This window comes from Phytobacter sp. SCO41, from assembly GCF_003073275.1.
GTDB classification, from domain to species: domain Bacteria; phylum Pseudomonadota; class Gammaproteobacteria; order Enterobacterales; family Enterobacteriaceae; genus Phytobacter; species Phytobacter diazotrophicus.
Genome location: NZ_CP027225.1, coordinates 4,206,447 through 4,232,516 on the forward strand (window position 1 = coordinate 4,206,447; position 26,070 = coordinate 4,232,516).

The window sequence follows — 26,070 nt, forward strand, 5'->3', positions numbered from 1 at the left end:
GTTACCCCACATTTCACATCTTCCTCTCCTCGCCATCACCGCACCGGGTAATTCCCCTCTTATCATTCAATAAATCACCCCTGGATTTTTGCATTTTTTAGCGTTTCGATTACGCTTATGGATCAACTTGCCTGCCGCATGGCGTTCGCCAAATCTTTGGCTATAGATCCTGACTGAATGAGGCCGTCGTGAAGGGTACCCGTGACAGCGATGATGGTGCCATTAAGTGCCCTTTAACACAGATGCGCTCGTGTGAAGAGAGGTTAGGCGCGCTTGTGATAGAGATGTTGCACGCTAAGCAAACCATCAGCAAACGCACCATCTGCCTTAAAATTGCTGCCCGCATCGCGACTGAGACGGACGCGGCAACCGAAGCGCAACTTAACGCCTTAATGGCGCTGATCTTTACCAAAGGTCAGAAGTGAAAGCGCGGCCATCTTTTAAATAAGATCAACAAAAAGAGGCAGGTTTGGCCTGAGTGTGCATAATGTTTAGGGCTTGTGTAAAACAGTGTCGTAAATTTTGAGAGGCGAAATGAGTAAAAATGATAAGGACAAACTTGTAGATACTGTCATGGGAGAAGCGATTCTTACGCTTCTGGAATCAGCGGATGATATTTCTTTCGATGCCTTAATTGTGCAATTGCAGGAAAACCTAAGTAGTGAAACCGACAGTGAAAGGCAGGAAGCCTGGCGAAGCGCAATCAGTGGTGTGCACCATTTCCGTACGCAGCCCGAGCACAGCAAAAAAAGCGCCTGGTCTTTGCAAACGACCCAGCGCAAAAGTCGACTCCGTGACGACACTCTGTTAAGTATCAGCAAAGCAATCAAACACTAAGCATACACGCCCTGTTTAACCTGTATGGTTAACAGGTTTGCGATTCCACCTGTACCCTTCTAATCAGACTTGCGTCAGCATGTTCCGACATAATGCTCATTGTGAATTTGATCTGGCCTGACGGCTTTAGAAGACGTTCGTCATCTCAGCAACGGGAGAGTAATTGAACGAAAATGAGCAAGTTCAACCAGAGGAAATCCATGAGGCGATTGGCCTGGCCGCCACTTATCTTATGAATTCGCGCCTGCCCATAAAGGCAGATAACCTCGTCATGGTGCTTCGCGCGCAGGAAGTCATGGCAACATGTTCCCGCCAGAGAAGCGTTCTGGAAGCCACCCGACACTATCTGATACAGCGGCGCAAAAAGCCGCTGTAATGGTTCCCCGGCATTATCCTGGCGTGACGGAGACAAGTACGATTGATGGCTGCCTTCGATTTCATTGCGAAGGCAGCATGTTTTCAGGCAGGGAAACAGAAAATTTGAATTAAACGTCGTCGGGGGTTTTCTGAACAACCATTTCAAGCGCGTTGCGATAGATATCCAGTTTGACGACATCTTTTTCAATTTCAAGCAGTTGAATGAGCGCAAAGATAAGGTCTTTATTGCTTACATCAGCCTTGTGAGCACGGAGGCTCTGCGTGATTTCTGCGATAAGCTGTTCTTCCGCCTCGAAAGCATGAGGATCGCGACCAAAAAAGGCGTTTAGTTGTTCCTCAGTTGTCGTGCTCTGCATATTCATTCCTGTAAAAAAGTAAACTACGGCTCTCTGCAAGGTGTCAGAAGAACCAAACCAAGAATAAAATTAGACAGCAATCTCATTACCCGCAATGTCATTGATGAAATTTTTTGACCGTCTGGTCCAGACGCGCTTTGCCGCTTGCCATACATCAATCATTCCGGCTTTTTGTACAGTAAAATACTGGCGTATGACCATAGACAAAATAGTAACTTGCCGCATTCGCTCGCACGATATCGATACTGATACCACGATCGCGAAGATGGTAAAAATCAGGCATCTGGTCCAGTAAAGGTTCCGTCCGTTTTGGCAGTTCATTGGTGTCGTTCGACACCATAATCATTTTCCCATTCTCATACCAATAATTAAAAGAGACGTTATTACTGGTAGACAGCGCCGGCTGTGTCCCTTTTATATATTTCCCCGATGATTCATAACTACCACTACCGCCATCGAATGAATAATTGGTAATGATATCCATTATGGCATCCTCATCGACAATAATGGCATGTGCATCACAGGTAAAATGGTTACGCTGATAGCTGAGATACCCGGCGCAAAGTAGCGGCGTCGCAATGGCGATTAAGATAGCTCCCCAGAGCAGAAAAAGTTTATTGGTTTTCATGATATTTCTGCCGATAAAAAAGGGTCCTGCAATGTGCATTAGCGCTATCAGGTGTTTTATCACATATGAAGATTGATATTCCCTGTTGCAGGCGATTGACAGTCATATAGGCACTGTCCCCTGGCTTACAGGTGATGGGATAACGCGCCGATAACGCGTTAAACTGACTGCGACTGTGCTCCACATCGTACCAGGAAGAAAAAACCTCACAGTTGCCGATTTTTCCAACCTGCTGATAATCCGCAAACACGGCTTTATCATAATTAAGTGAGCCGTAGAGCACAGCACATGAGAGACAAAAAAGCAGGCCTGCCATAAAAAAGGCAACAGGTGAATGTAATAGCGCATCCCATCTTGAGTCTTGCTTGTTGATGATTATATTGTCATTCGCAACGGGCATATACCCGGCCTCAACAGGCTCAGGGATAACTGTCCTCTGTGGCAGAAAATCGGCCGCTTCCCCCGCGCAAATTTGCGCGACAGATTTAAACCCTGCCTTGGGAATTGTTTTAATCACATCATCGGCGAGTCCTGCAGACTTCAACGCTTTTCTGACTGACGCAATAGCCTGATATAAAGCGTTGGTTGTGACTACCGCCCCCTGCTTTCCCCATACCGCATCAAATAAAAAACGCTGCGAAAGCACCTCTCCGTTATGTAAAAGAAGCTGCAACAAGCATTCGTTTACCGGGCCGTGGAGGATAATGCATTGGGCAGGGTAGTTTTGTATCGCGCAAAGACGTCGCTCATCGGGTTCAAACAGGACAACATCGTTAATCAACCATGCAGTCTTCATAGCGTGATCATCAGAGAAATACGCACACTGACTCCCCTTGAAACAACCGCGCGCACAAAAATCTGATTCAGATTTTTATTGTTAATTTTCAGCATGTTATTATCATTTTCTCAAATACTAAACCTACGTATTCCTGCCTGCGGATCGCTTTCCATTCAGTATAAATCATATAACGTCACTCCACTTTTTTTTCACATTCCCTAGAGTAGCTGACATCCGGCACGTTGATTGAACCAAAAGTATGTTCTCCGCCAGACAGGGCGCTGCCAGGCTCAGAGGCGAAAACAAGAAGCTGATGTCAGCATGAATGACCAGCCTCTAACAAAAATATAGTTATAAATCTTGATGACTAAAAAAAGAATCTTTAACAGCTAAAAGAGGAAAGATAAAGCCACTTTTCAGGACAAAAAACTAAAGGTTCTATTTAGATGAGATTAAATGATTGAGGCGTGGAGTGGCATCCACCCCGAAATAGCGCAGCGGATCGGAGATTGGAAAGCCTCGGTATCAGCCATATAATCACCCTATAAATGTATGGTTTATCGAGAAGCACTCTGTGTCGCGGCATCAGGCCGATCTATTTTAATGCGAGCATGACAGAATGGGCTATCGCTTATATGGATTTATGATTGGTAAAGAAATACATTTCGACATTAACAGTCGTCGATTGTACAGGTTACCAACCAGCCAATCTGATAACAATTTGATATTTGCCTCTGTTGTTTTTAACGATACGATGATGAATCTTTTTCTTTACTTATTGAAATATGGTCGACATAACAACATCAGTAAAGAAGAATTATTTCATAACATTTGGGAAGTGAGCAACTTAAGTCCTTCCTCGCAACGGCTATGGCAGGTTTTAAATAACTTAAGCAAAAAGCTTACTCTTATCGGCCTGCCCCGTGACTTTATCATAAATAAGAAAGGCCGAGGCTATACCGTAAATTATGAGGACGTTACCCCAATTTATTATCGAGTGAGTGAACTCCCGACTCACTCTATTAAAAAAGAGGAGAAGCCAGATACCCTGCGAGAGTGATGCCAGCCAGGGATTTGCCCTGCGCACCCCCGTGCAAAGGGCTTTTTTTTCTATTGTAATCCGATCGCGGGACGTAATCTGCCCCCTTTAATACTGATGCAATGAAACCGTCCAATGACGGTAATGCCGATACTGGAAGAATAAATGAATCTGATACAACCTTTTTTAAACCTGAAAGTTGGCAGGAAATTACTGTTAGGTTTCTCGATCGTATTGTTTGTTACAATCGCGGTTTTGACCTCCGGTATGTTTGGCTTAAACAATATTCAGGATAAAGTTACCAAAAACGAGCTTTCAACCGATCTTTTTAATTCACTTTCAAGCGTAAGGCTTGGCCGAACTAATTTTCAGTATACGCTTGATCAAAAATATTTAGATCAAATAAATACCTCTGTACGTCGTATGCAGGACACTATCAACCAGCTTAATACATTCACCTGGTCGGTGGAGGGTAAAAGCGCTCTGGACAAAACAGCAGGTGCGGTTAACGACTATGTCGAAACGCTAAATCTGTTCACCAAAGCGCTGAACACGAAGAAGCTGAGCGAGAAAAAACTGGATACGCAGGAACTCAACGACGACTCCGCGCTGGCAGATAAAACCAGTAAAAACAGTGCACTCACTCAAAGCCAGGCACTTCTCGCCGAGCAAGTGGCTTTCCTGATGAGTGATATTGACTCACAGGTCACGGTCTATAAAAGCCACCCGACGGAACAGTTGCAAAAGGAGATTGTTGTTCGCCTGACCGCCTGTAAAACAGCAACGGAACAGCTTCTTCTGCAATTGCCGGATGACCAGAAAAGCTGGCTTACCGATGATGTGCCTTATTTCCAGCATATTGCTGCGGAACTCGAGCACTATCGCAATGTGTGGACGGAACAGTCCACCCTGTCATCTCAGCTAACTGACCGGGCAGTGGTTTTGACTAACGCCATTCAGGCTCTGTTTGATCTTCAGCAGCAAATTGTCGCCACGGTCGTCAGCAATGTGCAATGGCAAATGAGTACGGTAGCGCTGATTGGTATCCTGGCCGGTATCGCTTTAGCGTTCTGGATCACCCGCACCATTACCAGCCCGCTTAATGAAACCCTGTATGTGGCGGAACAAATTGCGAAAGGCGATCTGACCAGTACGCTGACCAGCAACCGTAGCGATGAGCCGGGCCTGTTAATGCAGGCGGTTGCCACCATGAATGAGAATTTGAAAAACATCATTTATGACGTGCGTAATGGCGTGGAGAGTGTGGCGCGGTCATCCTCGGAAATTGCCGCAGGCAATATGGACTTATCATCTCGTACTGAACAGCAATCCGCCGCCGTCGTGGAAACAGCCGCCAGTATGGAGCAGCTAACCTCCACCGTGGCGCTCAATGCCGAAAATGCCAGCCATGCCCGTCTGCTCTCAGAAGAGGCATCGCAAAATGCCAGCCAGGGTAGCCAGATCTCGCAGCAGGTTATCGACACCATGAAGAACGTGCGTAGCAGCTCGCACCGCATTTCTGAAATTACCACGGTTATCAATAGCATTGCCTTCCAGACCAATATCCTGGCGCTCAATGCGGCGGTTGAAGCCGCGCGCGCAGGCGATCAGGGGAAAGGCTTTGCGGTGGTCGCTGCCGAAGTTCGTAACCTCGCCCAGCGCAGTGCGCAATCGGCAAAAGAGATTGAAAACCTGATTCAGGAGTCCGTGGTGTATGTCGACAGTGGTTTCACGCTGGTCGAAAGCGCGGGTGAAGCCATGTCCAAAATCGAGACGTCGGTAGCCCAGGTACGCGACATCATGGGCGAGATTGCCGCGGCAACCGATGAACAAAGCCGGGGCATTTCGCAAATTGCCCAGGCGATGGCAGAGATGGACACCACCACGCAGCAAAATGCCGCGCTGGTTGAAGAGTCCTCCGCCGCTGCCAGCTCGCTGGAAGATCAGGCGGTACAGCTCGAAAAAGTGGTTTCTATTTTCCGGGTCGCTAAAGAGACCGCCATTCAGAGTGAAAAACGGATGCTGTCGCGCAGTAATCTGCCAGTACTACCGACGAAAAAAGCCAGCAACCATGACAATGGCGACTGGGTTAAGTTCTGAGTCTCCGTTTTTCTAAATCTCGTCAGGCAATCGTAATTGCTGATTGCCTGACGACACAACCACCGATTGCCACCCTTTTGACTCTGTTTTATGACAACGACACCGGACTATGCCAAACCTGATTAAAGCAGCAACGTTGTTTTCACAACTGCAACAGAAAACGTATTTTGGTTTCGTCGTGATGACAGGCACGGTGAAATTAATTGCCGCTGTATTTTTATCACTGGTCTTGCTGGCATCAGGGCTTAGTTTGATAGCGATGCATCAGCTACATTCAGAACGGGAAAATGCCCGCGTCGCGGCACAAAGCATCCTCACCTATACCGAGGAGTTGCTGGGCGAAGCCAGCGATGCCGCTAAAAGTAGCCTGCAGGCGCAACAGGTCATATGCAGTGGCAGCCTCTCTCGTGAACAGGCGTTTTTGCTGAACCATTTCCCCCATATTCAGGCAATAAGTTTTGTGCAAGGGGATACGATTGGTTGCTCCTCATTAACCGCGGCCCAAAGGAAAATAATTCCACAACGGCTGTTTTCACATATCGGCACAACAGAAGCTCCCGTTGAAACATTATTGTTTGATATGCCAACCCTTTATTATCTGGCCAATATTCAAAACAATACGTTACTGGTCAATATCAGCGCCACTTTTATTAACAATGCCTTTAACCTTGATGGTGTGCAGGGAAATATGTATCTGCAAATTGGCGGCGCGCAGGTCTGGAGTGACGGCAGTATTATTTATGCCTCCGGGGACAACGACCACTTTATGCACCTGAGGTCGGCGACCTTCCCGATTTCGGTCGCCTGGCAATACCCCGTGGCGATACCCTTGTATCGCTTTATTGCGGAAAACACGTCGATACTCGCGTTTGCCCTGCTGGTTGCAACAATGTGCGGCTATCTCTTCTGGCGACTGATGGGCTATTTCACATCGCCCTTCCAGACGTTACAGCAGGCGATTACGCAACGGCAGATTCATCCGTTTTATCAGCCATTCTTTAAAGGTGATACGGGTAAGATCGCCGGGTTTGAGGTACTCGCCAGATGGAAACACCCCACGTATGGCTATGTTTCACCTGATATTTTCATTCCGCTGGCCGAACAGCATCATCTGATTGGCCCATTAACCCGGCTGCTGATGCAGCAAATCACCGCCGATTTTCAGAAGGCTATCCATCACTTTCCCGATGGACTCTATATTTGCATTAATATCAGTGCGCAAAATTGCCTTGATCCCCATTTTGAAATTGATATCAGCGACATGATGCACAACCTGGAGGCGAAAAAACGCCATATCGTGGTTGAAGTGACCGAACGACATCCGCTGCATGTCACGCCACAATTGAACGAATGGCTTGCCGCCCTGCGTCGCGCCAACATATCCGTGGCGCTCGATGATTTCGGCACCGGTTATTCAAACCTCGCCTATATTTGCGCACTGCAGCCTGAATTTCTCAAAATCGACAAAATGTTTGTCAGCCAGATAGACAACAATACCGATACTCGCCTGGTGGAAAGCGTCATTGACCTGGCGAAAAAAATGCGGCTCAAGGTGATTGCCGAAGGGGTAGAAACCCAGGCGCAGGTAGATTACCTGCGCGCAAAAAATGTCGATTTCATGCAAGGTTACTATTTCTGCCGTCCACTGCCTGCAGAAGACTTTATTAAGCGGATGAGGCTTGAGGTTAGCGCTGTGTCGTCGCCAGCTTAAGGGCCAGCCCAAAAAACCACCCCGGCCAGGAAAGCACAAACAGTGTCAATGGGCACAGGGGAAACCTTCTGCACAGTAAGGAAAAGCGAGGTTAACACTGAATGTGCAGGCGTAAAATGCCCTGTGTTGTCCGGGAGGCTACAACTGCGTTACACCCAGCGCCGCCGCCTCATCGCGCCAGGCGAGCAGCGGGGAATAAGCCTCGCGCGCAACCGGGCTAAACCCCGTTATCAACAATGCGTCGCAGACCGCCTGGTAACGCGCATCGTTGACCAGCTCAAATAATGCCTCCTGCAGGAGTAAAAGGCTCTGTGCCGATGTCTGTTTTGCGGTGATAAGTGGAAGTCCTGGGGCCAGCGGGCTTGAGCCAATCACCACCAGTCCGGCCAGCAGTTCAGGTTCATGACGCGCTAATAACGCCCAGCTCACGCAGTCAATGGCCGCGATATCCGCCCTTCGCTGCCCAATCGCCACCAGTGATTGTCGGTGGCTACCGCTCAATACCACGGATGAGAAAAACGCCCCGCCCTCTGCCAGCGGTGCCACCATTTTGCGTAATGCGTTGTAGCCCGACTGGGAGTCCACACTATTACAGGCCGCCACGCGGCCACGGAAATCCGCCAGCGTTGGCCGGGTGTTTTCCTCGCGCGTCACCAGCAGGCTGCGGTAGTGAAAGCCGTCACAGCCGGGAGCAGAATAATGAAAGCAGCCGACCGTTTGCACGTCGGGCAACTGCGTGACCAGCGGAAAACCACAGGTCTGGCTTAGTAAAAGGGCGTCACTTCGCCAGTGGGAAAGCAGTGCCTCTTGCGGCCAGACCGCGTTGACGGTAATCCCCTTCGCCGCCAGCCGTTCACTCACGGCGCGAATAAGCGCCAGGGTGTCCGGGCGGTGCAGGTCGTACATGGGAAAAGCAACTTCATGGCGCATGATTGTTATTGCTCGCGGTAAACCCCGGATGCGCGTTCACATCGACAGCGCGGAACAGGAAACGCCGCAGCCATACGCCATACCCACGCACCACAAATCCCCCGTTGCGTGCCTGATAACCGGCGCGATCGTATAAGTAGACCGTGCGCAATCCGTACCAGGGGACGCCCGGTAAGTCGTGATGCACAGAATGATAGTTCAGGTTAAGGAATAACACGCGCCAGGGCCAGGCGGCTTCGTTAATCACCGAGCGGGCCAGCGGGTCTTCTTCTGCCCGGTGCTCCAGGAACGAGCGCACTTTGGTGAGCGCCAGCGCCGGATAACTGACCGCCAGCACAAACCAGATGAGCGAAAAGCCGCAGTGGGCAATCCACGCAAAGGTCACCACCAATAACAGCCCGTGAACCAGCCACATCGCGATAGCATCACGCTGGCGGGTGCGAAATGCCGTGATCATACCCACAACCATTTGCACGATGTCGAATAGCGGGCCCAGCAGCAAACGCCCCGGAAAGGTATTACGTAACTGGATAAGGCGGCGCTGCCAGCGGGGTAAACGCTGCCAGCGATGGGCGGAAAAGTAGTAGGATTCCGGATCGTCATCCGGCAACGTCAGCAGGTGGGCGCGGTGGTGCGCAAGGTGAGAATCGCGGTACAACCCATACGGATACCAGACGGCCAGCGGCATCAGCCCGAGCAGTTGGTTGACCCACGGGTAGCGCGTGGGGTGACCATGAATAAGTTCATGCTGCAATGACATATACCAGGCGGTAAACCAGATAAGCAGTAACGTGGCGGGCAATAAACCCAGCGTTTCATGGCAGGCCAGCGTGGCAAACCAGCCACCATAGATAACGACTATCAATGCCCAGGTTGGAAATTCACTGCGCCACAGCCAGGAACCGGACAGCCGCCGGATAAACGCGCGCTGCTGCTCGTGTAGGTAAACCGCCTTACTTTTTGCCATCCACTCAATGCCCTTTTTCAGCCTTTTTCTGTGCCGACGATGGGAGAAAAAGCTGGAAATAACAAAGTATTTAAATGGATGAGCTATTGCGAAAAAGCGCTATACGCAGCTATCAAATAAACAGACGAATGGCGCTGTAAAGAAGCAGACAGGCCAGCAATGCATTCACCGCGCGAGCATGGCGACGCAGTAACGCCTGAAACAAGTGCCCTGCTACCGCCCAGCAAAAATTTCCCGCCGCGCCGATAAGGGCAAGGCTTACACTCATCACCGCAACAACGGCGATATTATGGGTATAGGGCAAAACAAAAGCAGAGAGCGCCGTAATGCCATAAAGGATGATTTTGACGTTGGCAAACTGCAGTGCAAAGCTGGTCCAGAAGCTCAGTAAAATTGACGTTCCCTGCGCTGTCGCCGGATCGCTGCGTACAATTTTCAGTGCCAGCCACACAATATAGAGTGCGCCAGGAATGTTGAGCCAACCAGTGACGGCGGGCAATACATGGGTGAGCGTAATGGTGAAAACTGCACATAACAGCATAATCACCAGAAAACCACAGGTCATTCCCGCCAGCACGCGCACGCTGCGCCTGAGCCCATGAGCACTCACCGAACTGAGCGCCAGGATATTATTAGGGCCGGGGGTGATGGCAGAGATAACCGTATAGGTCAGAAAAGCAGTGATAACGGCAGTATTCACAAGGATCCCTCAGAAAATTTTTGTTTAAACTACCCTGCGCAAATACTTAAAAAAATCGAAATATTTGTTATTCTTACTTCGACATTTTCGATGAATTTAAGAGGGAAGGAATGGATCTGCGTCGTCTGATGACACTGAAAACCGTGGTCGAAGAAGGATCCTTTGCCCGAGCAGCCAATAAACTCTGCTGCACACAGTCCACCATCACTTTTCAGATCCAGCAACTGGAACAAGAACTGTCGCTCCGGCTGTTTGAAAAAATCGGTCGTCGGATGATCCTGACCGAGTCCGGACGTAATATTTTGCCGCATGTCTATGAACTGATGCGGGTGATGGACGGGCTACGCCAGGCCGCGCTGGACAAAGACGAGCCAGCGGGCGAACTGCGTATCGCCGCCGGGGAAACGCTGCTATCGTATAAAATTCCCGCTGTACTCCAGAAGTTTAAGCAACGCGCGCCTGGCGTTCGCCTCTCATTGCAGTCACTCAACTGCTACGCTATCCGTGATGCACTGCTGGCAGATGAGGTGGACCTTGGCATCTTTTACCGTGTGGGCAACGATTCAGCCCTGACCATGCAAAGCTATGGCAAACAGCCCTTAGTTCTGGTCGCCTCACCACAACTTAACGGCGTCGATTTCACCCGCTCAGGCCAGCATATCCCCGCCAGCTTTATCATCAACGAACCGCAATGCATCTTTCGCCAAATTTTTGAAAGCACTTTGCGTCAGCGCCAGATCACTCTCGATAACACCATCGAGTTATGGAGTATTGAGAGTATTAAACAATGTGTTGCAGGTAATCTTGGGATCTCATTTTTACCGCGCTTTACCGTTGAAAATGAACTGGCAAGCGGGTCGCTGGTTGAACTGCCCTTTTCGCTCCCGGCACTTACGATCGAGGCATTGTGCGCGTACCATGCGGGGAAATTTGTCAGCCCGGCGATGCGGGTGTTTATGGAATGTATGCAGGAAACACTGACGGCACCTCAGGCCAACACCGCAATAATCGGATAAATAGTAGCGCGGCATCCAGGCATTAATCTTTAACCCGCCAGCGCACATCCTGCTGTTTTCCTGAGCGCTTTGCCGTCAACGATACCCCCTCGACCGAGGTCAGGGTGACGGTAATCGACGCCATTCCATCAAGTGGGAGCATCATTAAACGAGAGTCCATCATCAATACCGTTTCCAGCGTCTCCTCACCGAGAAGCGCTGAAACGGCATTTAACTGGTTAAAACGTTCATTCTTGTTCATCAGCAGACCTTACTTGAGATAACCCACCAGCGTTGTACCGTGTTTGTAATACGCTTTTTGTTGAGGAAAATAGTGAATCACCGTCTTGTCGCCTGACTGGTAAACCGTTGCCCCAGGTTCGCGTTCGATAATGTCGGCGCGTTGACCGTCAATAAACGCCTCTTCTTTGCTTACATACTCAAAGGTAATGCCGTAGCCGGACCAGCGACGCAGCGCTGACGTTTGCGCAGGAACGGAAGCTGCGGAGGTAGCTGCGTCTTCACTGCGGGTCTGAGTAGATGTTATGGGCGCAGATGTCATACACCCCGTCACCATAAACGCCAATATAATCACACTTAAAATGTTACGCATCTTACTGATATTCCTTTTCTTTAATGTTGCACACCCGGTTTTGAATGTGTTTTGTAAGTCGTTTAGATTCATGGGGTCTGAACATGATTCGGTTGTAATGCCAGCCAGAAGAGTCGCGATAAACAGGATTGTCACAGACGTCTGTTTCAGCGGCGAATATCCTGTTTGAAGTGCCCGCTTCCGGGCGCTGGAGACTGTTTTCGCATGGCGTGGGGGCGACGTGTTGTACGCTTTCGTCTTCCTCAAACCACCCGCTATAGTCCACGACCTCGTCGCTCTCCGTTGCAAACATCAGCGCATGCTTAAAGGCCTGCATACTTTTCAAAAACGGCGAGTGCGAATCACTCGCCTCCCAGCCCGAATCGCTTAAATTATCTGAGACGAAAAACAACTGATAAGCCTGCGTCACGCAGAGCGCCAGGAGGGCGCCCGTCACGATGTTCATGCGTGTTGGTAACTTCATTAAACGTCTCTCTCCATTTACGCGTTACCCTAACGCTTATCGTGACTGCGCCCGTCTTACTCAGTATCGGCGTGGGGTGATTACCAGGAGCCCGATAAACCGACAGAGCCGCCTGTCGCATTGCCGTCATAGGAGACCTGCACGCTTACCGAGGTCTTCGCCGTCAGACCAAAGTTCAGGCCGCCTGCAACGGCAGTTTCATTGTCATATTCACCCACCGCCACCGCATACCCGGACTGGTGGCCAGCATAATGCAGGTTACTGGTCGCTTGCGACATCGCTCCCACCTGGTTGATCGTTTTACGGTTTTCATGGATATCTTTGCTGTTCTGATCGATACGCTGTTTGTTGGCCGCAATCGCGGAACGGTTCGCAGAGATAGCGCTACGGTTCTGATAAATGTTGGTGGTGTTGTTGTAAATGGCGGTATTGTTGCGGCTAATCTGGGTCCGCGCTGCCGTATCGACCGTCCAGGCATTGACCGTTAATGTCGTCGCACTGTTCGTACCATTCGTACCATTCGTACCATTCGTACCGTTGGTGCCATTTTTACCCGGCTGCCCCACAACATTAATCACCTGAATATTCCCGCCAGTTTGCGGCGTCCCGGAAGGTTGACTATTGATGGTGGTCACTTTCGTCCCGGTGATAACAGTCTGTACAGGCATTGTCGTTACAGTGGTCTGCGGATAGGTTTTCAGCGGTACTGTCACTGATGCATGTTGAGTCTGTGCTGAAACAGTGTTCGGCTGCGGCGTCTGCTGCTGCACGGTCGGTACCGCCTGCGGGATCGGCGTCGGCGCTTTCATCGGCTGCGGTGTCTGCTGCTGCACGGTCGGAACCGCCTGCGGAGTCAGGGTCGGCACTTTCATCGGCTGCGGTGTCTGCTGCTGTACAGTCGGAATGGCCTGCGGAATCGGCGTCGGCACTTTCATCGGCTGCGGGACCTGCTGCTGCACGGTCGGAATCGCCTGCGGAATCGGCGTCGGCACGGCCATCGGCTGCGGGGTCTGCTGCTGCACGCTCGGAATCGCCTGCGGAGTCAGGGTCGGCACTTTCATCGGCTGCGGGACCTGCTGCTGCACGGTCGGTACTGCCTGCGCTGTCAGGGTTGGCGCTTTCATCGGCTGCGGGGTCTGCTGCTGCACGGTCGGAACCGCCTGCGCTGTCAGGGTCGGCACGGCCATCGGCTGCGGGGTCTGCTGCTGCACGCTCGGAATCGCCTGCGGAGTCAGGGTCGGCACTTTCATCGGCTGCGGGACCTGCTGCTGCACGCCCGGAACCGCCTGCGGAGTCAGGGTCGGCGCTTTCATCGGCAGCGGGGTCTGCTGCTGCACGGTCGGTACCGCCTGCGGGATCGGCGTCGGCGCTTTCATCGGCTGCGGTGTCTGCTGCTGCACGGTCGGAACCGCCTGCGGAGTCAGGGTCGGCGCTTTCATCGGCTGCGGCGTCAGTTGCTGCACGCTCGGAATCGCCTGCGGAGTCAGGGTCGGCGCTTTCATCGGCTGCGGGGTCTGCTGCTGCACGCTCGGTACTGCCTGCGCTGTCAGGGTCGGCACGGCCATCGGCTGCGGCGTCTGCTGCTGCACGGTCGGAACCGCCTGCGGAGTCAGGGTCGGCGCTTTCATCGGCTGCGGGGTCTGCTGCTGCACGCTCGGAACAGCCTGCGGGATCGGCGTCGGCGCTTTCATCGGCTGCGGCGTCTGCTGCTGCACGCCCGGAACAGCCTGCGGAATCGGCGTCGGCGCTTTCATCGGCTGCGGTGTCTGCTGCTGCACGGACGGAACCGCCTGCGGAGTCAGGGTCGGCGCTTTCATCGGCTGCGGGACCTGCTGCTGCACGCTCGGAATCGCCTGCGCTGTCAGGGTCGGCACGGCCATCGGCTGCGGGGTCTGCTGCTGCACGCCCGGAACCGCCTGCGGAGTCAGGGTCGGCGCTTTCATCGGCTGCGGGGTCTGCTGCTGCACGGTCGGAATCGCCTGCGGAGTCAGGGTCGGCACGGCCATCGGCTGCGGCGTCAGTTGCTGCATGGTCGGAACCGCCTGCGGAGTCAGTGTCGGCGCTTTCATCGGCTGCGGCGTCAGTTGCTGCACGCTCGGTACCGCCTGCGGGATCGGCGTCGGCGCTTTCATCGGCTGCGGGACCTGCTGCTGCACGGTCGGAACCGCCTGCGGAATCGGCGTCGGCACGGCCATCGGCTGCGGGGTCTGCTGCTGTACAGTCGGAATGGCCTGCGGAATCGGCGTCGGCACGGCCATCGGCTGCGGGACCTGCTGCTGCACGGTCGGAACCGCCTGCGGAGTCAGGGTCGGCACGGCCATCGGCTGCGGCGTCAGTTGCTGCATGGTCGGAACCGCCTGCGGAGTCAGTGTCGGCGCTTTCATCGGCTGCGGCGTCAGTTGCTGCACGCTCGGTACCGCCTGCGGGATCGGCGTCGGCGCTTTCATCGGCTGCGGCGTCAGTTGCTGCACGGTCGGTACTGCCTGCGCTGTCAGGGTCGGCACTTTCATCGGCTGCGGGGTCTGCTGCTGCACGCTCGGTACCGCCTGCGCTGTCAGGGTCGGCACTTTCATCGGCTGCGGGGTCTGCTGCTGCACCGTCGGAATGGCCTGCGGCACCAGAGCAGGCGTAAATCCTGTGACCGCCTGCAAGGCAGCCATATGTCTGGACGCGATATTCATCGTCTGCCCTGCATTAGACCACTCTTTGATCTCCGCATCGGTCAGCATCGCTATCTGATTATGGGTGTTTTTATATCTGCGATTCACATCTGCGGCCTGGTTGAGATCATGCCGTGTGGCCTGAATATCGGCAACGTATTGTTCAATAGTGCCAGGGTAGATCGTTGCGTTCACAGAACAAATCGAACCCACCAGCACGGCAAGGGTCGTCAGTCTGGCAACCGTATTACGTTTCATTATGTGCTTACCATCATTCGTTAAGTTGAAAATGAGGCACAGACAATGTCGCTAGCCCCAGAGTTAATCAAGACTTCAATGTCGCGAAGACTACAGACATACAAAAGACTTATCAACTGTTTCTTTATTAGCTACACATGGGTTTTAAAGATGACTTTGAAAAGACTAATATTTTTGTCTTAAAATATTTCATAGCTTTAAAAAGTTTTTCTAAAGACATCAAATAGTCACATGAGTGATAAATAACACGCCAAACAAATAACTGATAACTCTTTTCAACAAGATGGTAAAAAAGGAGATAAAACCATTAAAAACAATAAATAAAAGATAAAAACCAGCATAAGAAGATAACAAAACTGAACAAAGGTAAGTGTTAACCTGTAAAACGACTGGTTTTTGGCAGTGTTGAGAAAAAGGTAAGGTGGAAGAGTGTCAGAAAGAGGAAAAAGACAAAAAAGACGTAGTTTCACATCACCAAAGACCAGACATGAATCAATCAAGCAAGAAAAAGAAATAACAAAGACTACAAAAAGTCATTAAAAGAAAATGACACTCATCCCCAAACCTGAGGAATTCCCAGTAATCTTACGTTTTACAGCGACAACGCCGCTTAATAAAAATAAAACAGTGGCAGCGATGACAGGGTCCGGCTGAAAATCGATGAGGCGTTGCGGCTGACCGGGGCCGCCCGCAGGGAAGCGGGCGGAGGGGATAGCCTGCAAGGACGCAGGCTGGTCCCCGACCCGAAAGTCAGACGACATAAGCATCATGGATCGCGCCAGCGGCGATTTTCTTTGCCGGGAGCCCGGGTCGCCAGGGTGGTGGCGGTGAGCCACCCTGGCACGTTCACGGGTTCTGTCGCGACAGAAAAGCAAGGAACATAAGGTGAACGGAATGACCATCAGAGCCGCATTTCCCCCTCACCCTAACCCTCTCCCCAAAGAGGAGAGGGGACCGTTCGTGCTCGCATTTTTGTGGGGGATTCCTCAGCCCCCAAACCGTACTCAGCGCGCACGGCTGTGGCTCTTTTTGACTTGATGACGCTTCTTACTTTGCTGGAGGGAAGAGCCGCGTGCTAAGAAAATCGATCAGTACACGTAACTTTGGCGAGGGATGTTTACTGGCAGGCCACAGAAGATGTACCACGCCGGTGTGGCTGGCGTAATCGGCCAGGACTTCCCGCAGCGCCCCCTCTTCCAGCGCTTCACGAATGGCGAAGTCAGGTAACCAGGCAATGCCCAGCCCACGTAGCGCGAAGCAGACGCGGGTTTCAATGTTATTGCATACCATGGTCGCCGGAAGCGCGAGTTCGTTTTCCGCCTCGTTGCCACGCATCACCCAGCGCTCCAGTTTGCCGCTTGAGGGAAAACGGTATTGCAGGCAGGCATGGCGCGTAAGATCCGCAGGGGTTTGCGGTTCACCACAGCGGGCCAGATACTCCGGCGATGCCACGACCACGGTACGAAAGTGGCCCAATTTGCGGGCAGAAAGGCGCGAATCCGCTGGCGGGCCAATGCGCAGCACGGCGTCATAGCCTTCGGCAATCACATCCACCATGCGGTCGGTAAATTCCAGATCCAACTGGATCTGCGGGTACTGGCGCATAAAATCACCCAGTACGGGTAGTACCAGCGAGCCCACCAGCGGCAAGCTGAGTCGCAAACGTCCGACCGGGTGCTCCGCCGCCTGGGTGAGTTCCTGCTGTGCGGCCTCGATTTCCGCGAGGATGCGTCGGCTGCGCTCCAGCAGTAAATGCCCTTCTGCCGTCAGCGTGATACTGCGCGTGCTGCGGTGAAACAACCGTACACCGAGCTTATCTTCCAGACGGGCGATACTCTTGCCGACCGCCGAGGCCGACACGCCAAGGTTACGCCCGGCGGCCACAAAGCTGCGCATCTCCGCCACCTGCACAAACACCACAAACCCGTTAAGACTTTCCATACGCCCCCGCTATTACGGACATTTATCTCCGCAGTGTCATGAAATATACCCCTCTTTTTCCGCAATCGCGAAGCTTCTACTGTGGAAACGTTGAACACTGAGGAGAGAACATATGCACGATTTCATTCAACGCGTTGTCCGCCAGGCTCTGCATGAGCGCCGCCTGGTGGGCGTGGAAGTCATGGTCGCCCACCATGGGCAAACGCTTTATCACCAGGCGGCAGGCTACGCCGACCGGGAAACGCAGCGCCCGATGACGCTGAATACCCGTTTCCGCCTTGCGTCGGTCAGTAAACCTATCGTTACCACCGCCGCGATGGTGCTGGTGCAGCAGGGGAAATTGCATCTTGATGAGGCCATCACCCGCTACCTGCCTGACTTTACCCCGCCCTTGCCGAATGGCGGCCAGGCCACCATCACGCTGCGCCAGTTAATGAGCCACAGCGCCGGTCTGGGTTACCGCTTCCTTGAAGAGGATGCGAACGGCCCCTACGCCCGCGCAGGGGTTTCTGATGGGATGGATGCATCCGGGGTAACGCTTAACGAAAACGTCCGTCGTATTGCCACGGTCCCTCTGCTATATGCGCCGGGAACCGCGTGGTGTTATTCGCTGGCCATCGATGTGCTGGGGGCGGTGATTGAGCAGGTACAGGGACAACCGCTGGATGTGGCGATAAAAACGCTGGTTACCGGGCCGCTGGCCATGCACAACACCGCCTTCGCGCTAGCCCCACAACAAGAGGTCGCCACCGCCTATGTAAATGACCAGCCGGAGCCGCACCGCCTGCAAGAGGGGGAGTTTGTAGCCCCTTTTGAGAACACTGTGGGTATCTGCTACAGCCCGTCACGGGTCTACAACAGCCAGGCGTACCCGTCGGGCGGGGCGGGAATGGTCGGCACCGTGGGCGATATGATGCGCCTGCTTGAGACGTTGCGCAGCGGTGGCGGTTCCCTGCTGGCCCCCGAATGGGTAGCGGAAATGGGCCGCGATCAGATTGCGCCACATGAACTCCCGGACGCCCCCGGCGTGGGCTTTGGACTGGGCTTTTCCGTTCTTCGCGATCCACAACTCGCCGCCTCACCGGAATCCCCCGGCACCTGGCGCTGGGGTGGCGCCTACGGCCACGCCTGGTTTGTCGACCAGAAGCAGGCACTCAGCGTAGTGGCCTTTAGCAATACGCTGTATGAAGGCATGTCGGGACAGTTTGTGAATGATCTGCGCGATGCGGTCTACCACGGCCTGCGGGAGGCATCATGACAGGCGCGGAACGACTGCCCATTTTGCCGCTGCTGGCGCTGGGGATGGCGGCATTTGTCACTATTGTCACCGAAACGCTGCCTGCCGGGTTGCTGACGCTCATGGCAGACGATCTCTCCATCACGCCCGCGGCGGCCGGGCAAAGCGTGACGGTCTATGCCATCGGCTCGTTTATCGCCGCCATCCCTCTGATGTCGTTACTGCAGGGGTGGCGACGCCGCCGCCTGCTGTTGCTGACGCTCGCCGGGTTCACGCTGGCAAATACCGTCACCGCGTTTGCCACCGATTATTGGCTGCTGCTCGCTGCGCGCGGTATCGCTGGCATCGCAGCCGGTATTCTGTGGGCGCTGCTGGCGGGGTTCGCCGCCTCGATGGCCCCCGTCCATAAAAGGGGAAAAGCGATCGCCATTGCCATGGCAGGCACACCGCTGGCGCTCTCCATTGGCGTGCCCATCGGCACTTTCGTGGGTAACCTGATTGGCTGGCGACTCTGTTTTGCGATGCTTAGCGTAATGTCGCTGCTGTTGATCATCGTTCTGCGGCTGAGCGCCCCGGATCATGGCACGGCAGCCGTACAACAGCGCTTATCGCTACGCCGCGTCGCACAACTGCCCGGCGTGGGCGGCGTCCTGCTGCTAGTGCTCTGTTTCGTACTGGCGCATAACCTGCTCTACACCTATATTTCGCCGTTTCTGGCCCCCGCAGGGTTAACGGCAAGAACGGATGCTGTCCTGTTACTGTTTGGTCTGTGTTCACTGGCGAGTATCGCGGTAACGGGGGTGTTGATTGACCGCCACCTGCACCGACTCACCGTGCTGAGCGTTGGTCTGTTTATGCTGGCCGCCCTGCTACTGCAACTGAATGCGAGCAGCGCCTCCACGGTCTGGGTCGCGGTGACGCTGTGGGGGCTGGCCTTTGGTGGGGCCGCCACCCTGTTTCAGACCGCGATGGTGATCCGCGCCAAAGCGGCGACAGACATCGCGCAATCAATGCTGGTAACGGTGTGGAACCTGGCGATTGCTGGCGGCGGCGTGCTGGGTGGCATAGTGTTACAACACACTGGAACAGGCGGTTTTCCCCCTCTGTTGCTCTTACTGCTGGCCGTGGCGATGGGGGTGACATGGGTAACAGGCAAAAAAACCTGCGCGAATGAGCAACAGTCATTCATCGAACAGTAAGGCAACGAGCACATCGGCACGCAGCGTGATATGTTGTGCGTATTGTGAATAATTTTGCGAAATGCGCAAAGATGATAACGCCCAATTTTGCCGAGTATCTCTCTGTCTTCGCCGATGTCGTGCGCAGCGGCAGCTTTTCCGCTGCTGCGCGTAAGCGTGCACAAACCCCGTCTGCCGTGGTGCGGCAAATTGATGCGCTGGAACATGAGCTGGGTGTCGCGTTGTTTATTCGCTCAACGCGCTCACTGACGCTGACAGATTCGGGGCAGAAACTGTACCAGCGGGCGCTGCGCCTGCTTGATGAGCTGGCTGATGTTCACGCGGAGGTCTCAGCATTTGATATTTCCGTGTCCGGCACCCTGCGCATCGCGTGCCTGCCCTCTTTCGGCAAGCGATACGTTCTGCCGGTCATCGCAGCGCTGGAAGCGGAACACCCGGCGCTGCGCGTTGAACTCGATCTCACCGAACGGCTTTACAATCCGGTCACAGAGCGGCTGGACGTGATGATTCGCATGGGCGACCTGCCGGACAGCACGCTTATCGCCATGACGCTCGCGCCGCTGACACGCCTGCTGGTGGCAAGCCCCGCTTACCTTGCGCGTGCAGGCCAGCCGGTCAATGCCAGCGAACTGGTCTCGCACCGCCTGCTCGATAAACTGCACGGCACCGACCTGCTGGGATGGAAGGAGATCCCCGGTTTTTCGCACAGCGAAGCGCAACGTGCCGGGGTGTTCTTTCGCTGCGATGATTTTGAAGCCTTACGCAGCGCGGCACTGGCGGGCATGGGCATCGCCTTTCTGCCCACCTGGATTGTCGGCCAGGATGTGAAAGCGGGCGCACTCACGCGTCTTTCGCTCGACGGCGAACCCTGGAATGCCGCTCCGTCGCGCATTCATCTGCTGCGCGCGTTGCCACAGCCCGGTGCCAAAGTCCGCGCCTTTAATGCGGCACTTTGCCAGGCCATCGGCACACCGCCTGTCTGGGAACCCTGAACTTCATCTTTGCATAATGCGCAAAGATGTTGCGTCCGAAACGGCGTTATCATCCTGCATCGTGCCGTATAGAGTGGTGGCAACTCTTGATACGGGATTGATGCCACCATGGTTACCTCTTCTTCATCGTCAGCGCCGCTCTCGGCCACCACCGTTTTTTTGATGGCCCTGGCCTGCGCCTTTGCAGTTTCAACGCTTTATTACAACCAGCCGCTACTCGCCAGCATGGGGGCAACCTTCGGGCGCTCCGATGCGCAGGCGGGCCAGATTGCCATGCTGACGCAACTTGGTTACGCCAGCGGCCTGTTCCTGCTGGTTCCACTCGGCGATCGGGTCGATCGTAAACGACTCATCATCGCGCTGCTGGCATGCAATATGGTCAGCCTGCTGGCGGTGGGCGTCGCACCCAATTTTAACCTGTTAAAACTGGCCAGCTTCGCGGTCGGCACCAGTGCCGTGAGCGCACAAATTATTATCCCCACCATGTCGGGTCTGGTCGATCCGACCCTACGTGGACGGGTTGTAGGCACGCTGTTGAGCGGCCTCTCGGCAGGTTTACTGTTTGCCCGCACCTTAAGTGGTTTTGTCGGTGCCAGTGAGGGCTGGCGTATGATGTTTTTGCTGGCCGTCGCCATCGATGTACTGGTGATGGTGGTGATTATCCTCCGCTTCCCGTCAACCGCGCAGGCTACATCACTCCCCTATACCGCCTTGCTGTCATCACTGTGGGCACTGTTTAAAGATGAACCCACCGTTCGCGCCGCTTGCGCTACGGGATTTCTGATGTTTGCCGCCTTCTCCGCATTATGGTCTACGCTCGCTATGTTGATGGCGCGCCCGCCGTATGAATTTGGCCCGGACGCCGTGGGGGCATTTGGTTTCGTCGGAATCGCCGGTCTGCTGGCTTCCCCGGCGATTGGCCGCGCGGTCGACCGCGTGGGTTCCGGCAAGATGCTTTTCGCTGGCGCACTGCTGTTGGTGGCGGCTTTTGCGCTGGTAGGCGTCGGCGCTTCACATCTGTGGTTACTCATCGTGGCAATGGCGACGATTGATATCGGTAACCGTGCGGGCCTGGTGGCGAATCAAAGTCGTATTACCGCGCTTTCGGCCACCGCGCGTAGCCGCCTTAATACCCTGTTTATGACCAGCTATTTTCTTGGCGGCGCAACGGGAACGGCGGTTGCGGCCACCACATCAGCTTCACTCGGCTGGCACGGGCTGGCGCTGACCGGGGCACTCTTTGCCGTTACGGCGCTGTGCGCCCATCTTTTAATCAGTACATCAACGCCGTCGCATCGCTAAAACGCACGGACTGAGGAGATAATATGTCTGAACAAACGAACGTGATCCCCGACACCATGACTGCCATCGAAATTACAGAGCCCGGTGGTCCGGAGGTGCTGAAACCAACAACGCGCCCGGTACCGCGCCCTAAAGAGAATGAAGTGCTGATTCAGATTGCCGCGGCGGGCGTCAACGGTCCTGATGTGATGCAACGCAAAGGGCAATATGCGCCACCGCCTGGCGCATCAGATATCCCCGGTCTGGAGGTTTCCGGTGTTGTCGTGGCCATCGGTAGCAAAGTACACCGCGTTAAACCGGGCGATCATGTGGCCGCGCTGATCCCAGGCGGTGGCTATGCGCAATACTGCGTGGCGGATGAAATCAATATCCTGCCCTTACCGCCTGAACTTAGCCTGACCGAAGCTGCCGCGTTACCCGAAACGTTTATGACGGTCTGGCTCAATATGTTCCAGCGCGGTCAGTTTAAAGCGGGCGATATTATCCTGATTCATGGCGGCGCATCCGGTATTGGTACGACGGCAACCATGCTGGCAAAAGCCTTTTGCGCCGGAAAAATCATCACCACGGTTGGCTCAGAAGCGCATCGCCAGGCCAGCCTGAAACTGGGGGCGGATGCCGCCATCCTCTATAAAGAGGAGGATTTTGTGGATGCCGTTCATCGTGAGACCGACGGGCATGGCGCGGATATTATTCTCGACATTGTGGCCGGGGATTACGTTGCCCGTAATTATGCCGCTGCTGCGATGAACGGTCGCATTGTGCAGATTGGCGTGATTGGCGGCGTAGCTAAAGAGGTTAATTTGTTCCCTATGCTCAGCAAACGGCTCACGCATCTGGGCTCCACGCTGCGTTCACGTACCCCAGCGGAAAAAGCCGAGCTGATTGATGCCCTCACCGAAAACGTGTTGCCGTTAATTGAAACCGGGTCGGTGAAGCCGCAAGTCTTTAAAACCTTTCCACTGACCGAGGCAAGTGAAGCACACCGAATGCTGGATGCCAGCGCACATATCGGGAAAGTGGTTTTGGTGATAGAGCAGTAAACGCACCGGCGATGTCTGGCCCAGGGCAGGCATCGCCAACAGAGAAGCGAGAAGAGGCCGATCGCCTCCGTCACCACAGTAACGCCTATCGTTGAGCAAGGAATAAACGATTAAAGTTTGCATATTTTGCATATTCCTATAAAAAACAACGGCCATTTTGCGCCACGGTTATCGGATGCAAAATGTATATAGTTTCTTAGCAAAATTATTTCTCTCTCCCCTGTATTTATTTATCAGCACTCCTGTTAGACTCCAACTAAATCGCACACTATCAAATATCGAGCGATTTACATTGCGTGCCGTTTACGCCCTTTGCCACCTCTCTAAAACAGAGCGCGACTATGAACTCATTAAAAAACTTCACCATCCGCCGCGTTGTGCTATGCATCCTGCTCACGGCATTTGCACTTATCACCGCGACCGGTGGCTATGCCGCTTACACAGCTCACAACATGAATAAATACGCCGAGCAGAGCGCGGCGCAGACACAACAGGCCCTTTTCCTCGCCCACGCCACGCTGGTTTTACAACATGGCACAGACGCTGAAAAACAGGCGCTTAAAAATGAAATCCCGGCGGGCCCGGAATGGGCGACGCTGTCCCAGGCGTTATCGGACACCTCCGCTAACTGGCAAACAGAAGCCACGGCGCGTATTAAAGACCTGACACAGCATGCCGTTTTCGACAGTGCGCTGAATTCATCTGACGGTAAGCGACTGAATATAGTGCTGCTCATCGCGCTGTTTGCGCTCGGCGGGCTGGTTCTGTTCTGTGACTGTTATCTGGTCATCCATCTGGTCAAACCGGTTGGCGATATTCGTTCATACTTCCAGATTATTGCGCAGGGTGACCTTACCCGTGAGCCGAAAGATATTGGACGTAACTGCGTCGGCCAGATGATCCCCCTGGTGCGGGAAATGCAGCACAGCCTCCTTAAGACGGTCACCGCGATAAGCGAAAACAGTGACGCGCTTCATCGCGAAGCAAGTGAGATCGCGGCGGGCAATAGCGACCTGGCAAACCGCACCACGCGGCAGGCGGCCTCTCTGGAACAGGCGGCGACGAGTATGGAAGAGTTAACCTCAACGGTAAGCCATAACGCGGATAACGCCCGCCAGGTTCGCGACCTGTCAGTGACGACCGCAGAAACGACGGAAAAAGCCAGCGAACTGGTTGAGAATCTTGCCAGCACCATGAACCGTATCGCGGACGGCTCTGAGCAGATTCGCCAGTTCACCTCAACCATCAATAGCATTGCTTTCCAGACCAATATCCTTGCGCTTAACGCAGCAGTAGAAGCGGCGCGAGCCGGTGAGCAGGGGCGCGGTTTTGCTGTGGTGGCGACGGAAGTGCGTTCCCTTGCCCAGCGTAGCGCAACGGCCGCACGGGAAATCGAGTCCCTGATAAAATCAGCCATCGTTTCGGTGCATGAGGGCAAAGAGATTACCGATGCTGCGGGTGCGGCAATGACAGAGGTGAAAGGGAATGTCGCCAGCGTGAATACGCTTATCGGCGAGATTGCACTGGCCTCCGATGAACAAAGTAAGGGGATTTCACAGCTCAACCATGCGGTTGCGGAGCTGGACAGAGTGACACAGCAAAATGCCGGACTTGTCCAACAGGTGACGACGTCTGCCAATAATCTCAACGCCAGAACCGAAATCCTTAATGAGGTGGTCAGTCACTTCACGCTCCCTGGCACCACGGTACGGCGAGAAAGCACCCGCGCAGATTTTGCAAGAAAGCTCATCCCCGCCAGGGCACAGTGAGTCAGAGCGGGCATAAGAACGAACATCTATAACGTCACGGACACCGCAGTGTTTTACAACATGAAGGTGTCCGTGACGCGTAAGTGCAACACCGCATCGCTGCGCTTCGCAGCCCTCGATTCTGACACTCCCATGCCCGGCAGCCGCTCCCCTTGCGCTTAATGACTGAATTTACCAATCCAGGGGCTGGTTTTATCCTGCGACCATAGCTTCATCAACATCTCGCGAAATTTCTCGGCCGCCGGACTCAATGAATCCCCCCTTCTTAACACTAAGCCAAGCGTTCTTCGGATAACGGGTTCTATAAGAGGGCGGCTAACCAGCACATGATGCTCATCGGTAGGCATTGCCAGGCTGGGGACAACCGCAACCCCCAGACCCGCTTCCACCATCCCGAGAGATGTAGAGAGATGCCTGACTTCATAAAACCAGTTCGGCTGCCAGTCGAACCCTTCGAGCGCCTGGTCGATCAGAAGCCGGTTGCCGCTCGATTTGCGGACGCCGATAAGCCGGAGCCCGGCAAGATCTTCCCACATCACCAGCGATTTTTTGGCGAGTTCATGATCGCGTTTACAGGCCAGAACAAAAGGTTCATTCACCAGAGGGGTAAACTCTATATTGGGATGTGTGATGTTTATCATATTTATGCCGAAATCTGCGTCGCCATTAAGCACGGCTTCGAGGCAGTCGCTGGCACTATGCTCAAGAATGCGGATGCGAATATTCGGGTAATGTTCATTGTAATCACGAATAACGGAGGGCAAGAAATAGAACGCGGCGGTAGGTAAACAGGAGAGCGTAATAACCCCCGTTTGATGCGTTGCCATCTCTTTAATGCTGAGAATAGAGCTTTCATAAAAATCGATGAGATTCTTTGCCTTAGGCAGAAAATCTCGCCCGACGGCGGTCAGTTTTACTCGTCTGGTCGACCGCTCAAATAACGTTGTGCCCAAACTCTCCTCAAGCTTTTTTATTCGCCTTGTTAAGGCAGGCTGGGAGATGTGTAAAAATTGTGACGCCCTTGTGAAACAGCCAATTTCCGCAATCTTAACAAACGCTTGAATACCCTGTAATTCATGCTGCATGTTTATCCCCCACGTTTACCCCGCTATTAAACCATCGTAACCGACAGCTTATTAATGTGTAAAACGCATTAATCCTTCGTTTTTTGACA

The 26,070-nt window shown here is 53.7% G+C and carries 26 protein-coding genes; 13 read left to right on the forward strand and 13 right to left on the reverse strand.

The features are described 5' to 3' along the window. Positions 1-188: 188 nt before the first annotated feature. The 3 genes from C5523_RS20575 to C5523_RS20585 all read left to right on the forward strand — a co-directional run bounded on the left by C5523_RS20575 (position 189) and on the right by C5523_RS20585 (position 1,213). Entirely contained in the window at positions 189-425 is a 237-nt protein-coding gene (locus C5523_RS20575) for a hypothetical protein (RefSeq protein WP_041852304.1), read from the forward strand. Between the two features lie 109 nt (positions 426-534). After that, positions 535-837 carry a hypothetical protein gene (locus C5523_RS20580; protein WP_041852305.1) on the forward strand — a complete coding sequence of 101 codons (303 nt, stop codon included), beginning with the start codon at positions 535-537 and terminating at the stop codon, positions 835-837. 163 nt (positions 838-1,000) lie between these two features. Further along, the gene (locus C5523_RS20585) at positions 1,001-1,213 is read left to right on the forward strand and encodes a hypothetical protein (RefSeq protein WP_041852306.1); all 213 of its coding nucleotides are present in this window, start codon (positions 1,001-1,003) and stop codon (positions 1,211-1,213) included. 109 nt (positions 1,214-1,322) lie between these two features. Here C5523_RS20585 and C5523_RS20590 read toward each other — a convergent pair whose 3' ends face one another. From C5523_RS20590 to C5523_RS20600, 3 genes are all read right to left on the reverse strand, one after another. Continuing rightward, positions 1,323-1,571: a biofilm development regulator YmgB/AriR family protein gene (locus C5523_RS20590; RefSeq protein WP_041852307.1), complete on the reverse strand. Its 249-nt coding sequence runs from the start codon at positions 1,569-1,571 to the stop codon at positions 1,323-1,325. A 154-nt stretch (positions 1,572-1,725) separates the two neighbouring features. Beyond that, positions 1,726-2,199: a hypothetical protein gene (locus tag C5523_RS20595; RefSeq protein WP_041852308.1), complete on the reverse strand. Its 474-nt coding sequence runs from the start codon at positions 2,197-2,199 to the stop codon at positions 1,726-1,728. Further along, positions 2,186-2,995 carry a winged helix-turn-helix domain-containing protein gene (locus tag C5523_RS20600; protein ID WP_103245844.1) on the reverse strand — a complete coding sequence of 270 codons (810 nt, stop codon included), beginning with the start codon at positions 2,993-2,995 and terminating at the stop codon, positions 2,186-2,188. The genes C5523_RS20595 and C5523_RS20600 overlap by 14 nt, the downstream gene beginning before the upstream one ends. A gap of 625 nt (positions 2,996-3,620) precedes the next feature. Here C5523_RS20600 and C5523_RS20605 point away from each other — a divergent pair. From C5523_RS20605 to C5523_RS20615, 3 genes are all read left to right on the forward strand, one after another. After that, positions 3,621-4,037: a helix-turn-helix domain-containing protein gene (locus C5523_RS20605; protein WP_223878730.1), complete on the forward strand. Its 417-nt coding sequence runs from the start codon at positions 3,621-3,623 to the stop codon at positions 4,035-4,037. 402 nt (positions 4,038-4,439) lie between these two features. Continuing rightward, positions 4,440-6,116, forward strand: coding sequence for a methyl-accepting chemotaxis protein (locus C5523_RS27950; RefSeq protein WP_155525417.1), 1,677 nt, complete (start codon positions 4,440-4,442; stop codon positions 6,114-6,116). A 109-nt stretch (positions 6,117-6,225) separates the two neighbouring features. After that, positions 6,226-7,827 (forward strand): EAL domain-containing protein, encoded by a 1,602-nt coding sequence (locus C5523_RS20615; protein WP_108701871.1) that lies wholly within the window; start codon positions 6,226-6,228, stop codon positions 7,825-7,827. A 138-nt stretch (positions 7,828-7,965) separates the two neighbouring features. Here C5523_RS20615 and C5523_RS20620 read toward each other — a convergent pair whose 3' ends face one another. From C5523_RS20620 to eamB, 3 genes are all read right to left on the reverse strand, one after another. After that, the gene (locus C5523_RS20620) at positions 7,966-8,757 is read right to left on the reverse strand and encodes a phosphate/phosphite/phosphonate ABC transporter substrate-binding protein (protein ID WP_108701872.1); all 792 of its coding nucleotides are present in this window, start codon (positions 8,755-8,757) and stop codon (positions 7,966-7,968) included. Beyond that, positions 8,747-9,724: a fatty acid desaturase gene (locus C5523_RS20625; RefSeq protein ID WP_108701873.1), complete on the reverse strand. Its 978-nt coding sequence runs from the start codon at positions 9,722-9,724 to the stop codon at positions 8,747-8,749. The genes C5523_RS20620 and C5523_RS20625 overlap by 11 nt, the downstream gene beginning before the upstream one ends. 112 nt (positions 9,725-9,836) lie before the next feature. After that, positions 9,837-10,424 (reverse strand): cysteine/O-acetylserine transporter, encoded by a 588-nt coding sequence (gene eamB, locus C5523_RS20630; protein ID WP_041852313.1) that lies wholly within the window; start codon positions 10,422-10,424, stop codon positions 9,837-9,839. Positions 10,425-10,534: 110 nt separating this feature from the next. Between eamB and C5523_RS20635 the strand changes: the two genes are divergently transcribed. Continuing rightward, positions 10,535-11,440 (forward strand): LysR family transcriptional regulator, encoded by a 906-nt coding sequence (locus C5523_RS20635; protein WP_079497913.1) that lies wholly within the window; start codon positions 10,535-10,537, stop codon positions 11,438-11,440. 22 nt (positions 11,441-11,462) lie between these two features. On the opposite strand, the gene C5523_RS20640 is transcribed toward C5523_RS20635, so the two are convergent. The 6 genes from C5523_RS20640 to C5523_RS20665 all read right to left on the reverse strand — a co-directional run bounded on the left by C5523_RS20640 (position 11,463) and on the right by C5523_RS20665 (position 17,354). Continuing rightward, a complete protein-coding gene (locus C5523_RS20640) occupies positions 11,463-11,681 on the reverse strand; it encodes a hypothetical protein (RefSeq protein ID WP_041852315.1) in 219 nt (72 codons plus the stop codon). A gap of 9 nt (positions 11,682-11,690) precedes the next feature. Further along, positions 11,691-12,032: a hypothetical protein gene (locus tag C5523_RS20645; protein ID WP_108701874.1), complete on the reverse strand. Its 342-nt coding sequence runs from the start codon at positions 12,030-12,032 to the stop codon at positions 11,691-11,693. Between the two features lies 1 nt (position 12,033). Further along, complete coding sequence (locus C5523_RS20650; RefSeq protein ID WP_155525418.1) at positions 12,034-12,495, reverse strand: hypothetical protein; 462 nt, start codon at positions 12,493-12,495, stop codon at positions 12,034-12,036. 80 nt (positions 12,496-12,575) lie between these two features. Further along, positions 12,576-15,413, reverse strand: coding sequence for a YadA C-terminal domain-containing protein (locus tag C5523_RS20655; RefSeq protein ID WP_108701876.1), 2,838 nt, complete (start codon positions 15,411-15,413; stop codon positions 12,576-12,578). 536 nt (positions 15,414-15,949) lie between these two features. Next, entirely contained in the window at positions 15,950-16,183 is a 234-nt protein-coding gene (locus tag C5523_RS20660) for a hypothetical protein (RefSeq protein WP_108701877.1), read from the reverse strand. A gap of 277 nt (positions 16,184-16,460) precedes the next feature. Further along, the gene (locus tag C5523_RS20665) at positions 16,461-17,354 is read right to left on the reverse strand and encodes a LysR substrate-binding domain-containing protein (RefSeq protein ID WP_103245847.1); all 894 of its coding nucleotides are present in this window, start codon (positions 17,352-17,354) and stop codon (positions 16,461-16,463) included. Between the two features lie 112 nt (positions 17,355-17,466). On the opposite strand from C5523_RS20665, the gene C5523_RS20670 reads away from it, so the two are divergent. The 6 genes from C5523_RS20670 (at position 17,467) to C5523_RS20695 (ending at position 24,896) form a co-directional block, all read left to right on the forward strand. After that, positions 17,467-18,612, forward strand: coding sequence for a serine hydrolase (locus tag C5523_RS20670; RefSeq protein ID WP_108701878.1), 1,146 nt, complete (start codon positions 17,467-17,469; stop codon positions 18,610-18,612). Continuing rightward, the gene (locus C5523_RS20675; protein WP_108701879.1) at positions 18,609-19,790 is read left to right on the forward strand and encodes an MFS transporter; all 1,182 of its coding nucleotides are present in this window, start codon (positions 18,609-18,611) and stop codon (positions 19,788-19,790) included. Before C5523_RS20670 ends, C5523_RS20675 begins: the two co-directional genes overlap by 4 nt. A 71-nt stretch (positions 19,791-19,861) precedes the next feature. Further along, entirely contained in the window at positions 19,862-20,782 is a 921-nt protein-coding gene (locus C5523_RS20680) for a LysR family transcriptional regulator (RefSeq protein WP_079497991.1), read from the forward strand. A gap of 108 nt (positions 20,783-20,890) precedes the next feature. Beyond that, the gene (locus C5523_RS20685) at positions 20,891-22,084 is read left to right on the forward strand and encodes an MFS transporter (protein ID WP_108701880.1); all 1,194 of its coding nucleotides are present in this window, start codon (positions 20,891-20,893) and stop codon (positions 22,082-22,084) included. Between the two features lie 23 nt (positions 22,085-22,107). Next, entirely contained in the window at positions 22,108-23,127 is a 1,020-nt protein-coding gene (locus C5523_RS20690; RefSeq protein ID WP_108701881.1) for an NAD(P)H-quinone oxidoreductase, read from the forward strand. 341 nt (positions 23,128-23,468) lie between these two features. Then, the gene (locus C5523_RS20695; protein ID WP_108701882.1) at positions 23,469-24,896 is read left to right on the forward strand and encodes a methyl-accepting chemotaxis protein; all 1,428 of its coding nucleotides are present in this window, start codon (positions 23,469-23,471) and stop codon (positions 24,894-24,896) included. 158 nt (positions 24,897-25,054) lie between these two features. On the opposite strand, the gene C5523_RS20700 is transcribed toward C5523_RS20695, so the two are convergent. Continuing rightward, positions 25,055-25,981: a LysR family transcriptional regulator gene (locus C5523_RS20700; RefSeq protein WP_052249353.1), complete on the reverse strand. Its 927-nt coding sequence runs from the start codon at positions 25,979-25,981 to the stop codon at positions 25,055-25,057. Positions 25,982-26,070: the final 89 nt, after the last annotated feature.